This is a genomic window from uncultured Brevundimonas sp. (assembly GCF_937863155.1).
Lineage (GTDB): Bacteria > Pseudomonadota > Alphaproteobacteria > Caulobacterales > Caulobacteraceae > Brevundimonas.
Genome location: NZ_CALMFB010000031.1, coordinates 1 through 2587, shown reverse-complemented (window position 1 = coordinate 2587; position 2587 = coordinate 1). Strand labels below are relative to the sequence as shown.

At 65.5% G+C, this 2587-nt stretch carries 2 protein-coding genes; both read left to right on the top strand.

Features of this window, described 5'->3' with window-relative positions; translation table 11 throughout:
* Positions 1-206: 206 nt before the first annotated feature.
* Positions 207-806, top strand: a complete 600-nt coding sequence (locus Q0581_RS05330) for an IPTL-CTERM sorting domain-containing protein (protein ID WP_298698289.1) — start codon at positions 207-209, stop codon at positions 804-806.
* Positions 807-1111: 305 nt separating this feature from the next.
* A complete protein-coding gene (locus Q0581_RS05325) occupies positions 1112-2446 on the top strand; it encodes a hemolysin family protein (RefSeq protein ID WP_298698288.1) in 1335 nt (444 codons plus the stop codon).
* The last annotated feature ends 141 nt before the right edge of the window (positions 2447-2587 follow it).

Sequence of the window (2587 nt, the reverse complement as noted above, 5' to 3'; positions counted from 1 at the left end):
GCGAAGGCGGCCGCACCGTCGGCGCCGGCGTGGTGTCGAAGATCATCGACTGATCTTGAGGCGCTAACGCTCGCCGCACGGCGACCATAGGCCAAGCGTAATGAGACCCCCGCTGGAGCGATCCGGCGGGGGCTTTGCTTTGGGACAACCCACGCTGGCGTTGCGGGTTAATGCGTATTAAGTATTGCGGGGGTGGAGGGAATAAGTTGAAGAAAATTATCGCATTCGCCGCAGCGGTTACGGCCTCCGTGATAGCGGGCGCCGCGGCGGCCCAGACCTTCACCTATGCCGGTCCGCCGGTTCCCATTGTCGACAACACCACCCAGTTCGCGCCGATCACCGTCGTCGGCGTGCCGGTCGCCGAGGTCATAACCGTCACCATCGGGCCAGGGTGCGGCATCACCCACACGTTCAACGGCGACCTGGATATCTATCTGCGTGCGCCTTCCGGCGCGCTGGTGGAGTTGAGCACCGATAATGGAGCTGGGGGCGACAACTATTGCGACGCGGTTTTCAGCGACGCCGCCGCAACCTCGATCACTTCTGCTTTAGCGCCCATGACGGGGACATGGAGACCCGAGCAGCCGCTCTCCACCCTTTCGGCGGAACCCGCCAATGGAGAATGGCGACTGGTCGTCACGGATGACGCCGGCGTGGACACCGGTCAGATCAATAGCTGGACCATCAGCTTTGCGCCTCCGGTGGCGGTCGTCCCCACCTTGTCGGAATGGGCGCTTATCCTGATGGCGGGGCTGCTGGCCCTGGCGGGGGCGGGCTGGGCGATGCGGCGTCGCCGCCTGGGCTAGATCAGTGGCGCAGCTTAACCCTGTTTCTCGCCTCAGGGACGAGGGGGCTTGTGTGGAATCGATCCCGTGGGGCTAGCTGCGTCCGAACGTTAAGGTTTCGGAAACCATGCGGCGCGCGCTTCATATCGGCATCTTCATCGGCGTGGTTCTGGGCATGAGCGCCTGTGCGGCGGCGCGTCCGACGGCGGCGGCGCCCGCCGTGGCGGGTCAAATCCGCTGACGCCCATGGCGCGGGCCGCCAAAAGGCCTTAGTATCCCGTCTGCGGACGCCGAATGTCGCGCCGCGCCGAGTCTCCTCTCCCTAGATGTTAGCCATCGCCATCGCCGTCGTACTGCTGCTCGTGGTGCTGAACGGCCTGTTCGCCATGACCGAGCTGGCGGTCGTTTCGTCCCGCAAATCCAAGCTGCAGAGCCGGGCCGAGCGCGGCGACCGGGGTGCGCGCGCCGCGCTGAAGCTGGCCGAGGAGCCGACCCATTTCCTGTCTGCCGTCCAGGTGGGCATCACCCTGATCGGTATTCTGGCCGGCGCCTATGGCCAGGCGGCCATCGGCGGCGAGCTGGACCGCATTCTGGAAACCGCCATCCCGGCCCTGGCGCCGTGGTCGGAAATCATCTCGACCGGCCTGGTCGTGGTGCTGATCACCTATGTGTCGGTGATCGTGGGCGAACTGGTGCCCAAGCGTCTGGCCCTGATCTTCCCCGAGCCGATCGCGTCGAAGATGGCGGCCCCGATCTCGCTGGTGGCGCTGGTGCTGAAGCCGTTCGTGCTGCTGCTGACCTTCTCCACCTCGGCCATCCTGAAGCTGATGGGCGTCAAGGACCGCGACGGGTCCGACGTCACTCAGGAAGAGGTCGAGACCATGATCGCCGAGGGCACCTCGGCCGGCCTGATCGAGCCGGAGGAGCAGGAGATGATCGAAGAGATCCTGACCCTGGGCGACCGGCCGATCCGCGTGGCCATGACGCCGCGGCACGAGGTGTTCTGGATCGCTCTGGACGATTCCGAAGAAGAGCTGCGCCAGGAGATTCGCACCTGCCCCTATTCGCGCATCGTGGTGGCGCGCGAGAACGACGTCGATAACCCCCTGGGCGTCGTGCACAAGAAGGACCTGCTGGACAGCCTGCTGGACAATGGCGAGTTCAATGTCGAAAGCCTGATCCAGACCCCGGCCTTCATCCCGCAGTCGACCTCGGTGCTGAAGGCGCTGGAGATCCTGAAGGCCTCGCGGGTGCACATGGCCTTCCTGGTCGACGAGTTCGGCGCCTTCGAGGGCGTGGTGACGGCCACCGACCTTCTGGAAATGATCGCCGGCGACTTCGACGAGGCGCATGATGAGGCCGAGGCCATGATCCGCCAGCGCGAAGACGGCAGTTGGCTGGTCGACGGCCAGACCGACCTGGACGAGCTGTCCGACGAACTGGGCGAGGATTTCGGCGAGCGCGAGGGCTTCCACACCGTGGCGGGTCTGGTTCTGCACGAACTGTCGCGCGTACCGAACGAGGGCGAGACCCTGCAACTGGGCCGTTTCGAGGTCGAGGTGATCGACATGGACGACCGCCGCATCGACAAGCTGCTGTTCCGCGCGGTCATCACGCCGGAAGACGAAGCCGCCGCCCGCGCCGCCGCCGCCGGAAACTGACGCAGCGCCCTTGAAAACCCCGTCCCGGTCGGGCATACGCGCCGGTCTGGCGACAGCCGTGACCACGGTCGTTCGTCTAGGAGTTTAGCTCAGCTGGTAGAGCACCGGTCTCCAAAACCGGGGGTCGTGGGTTCGAGTCCC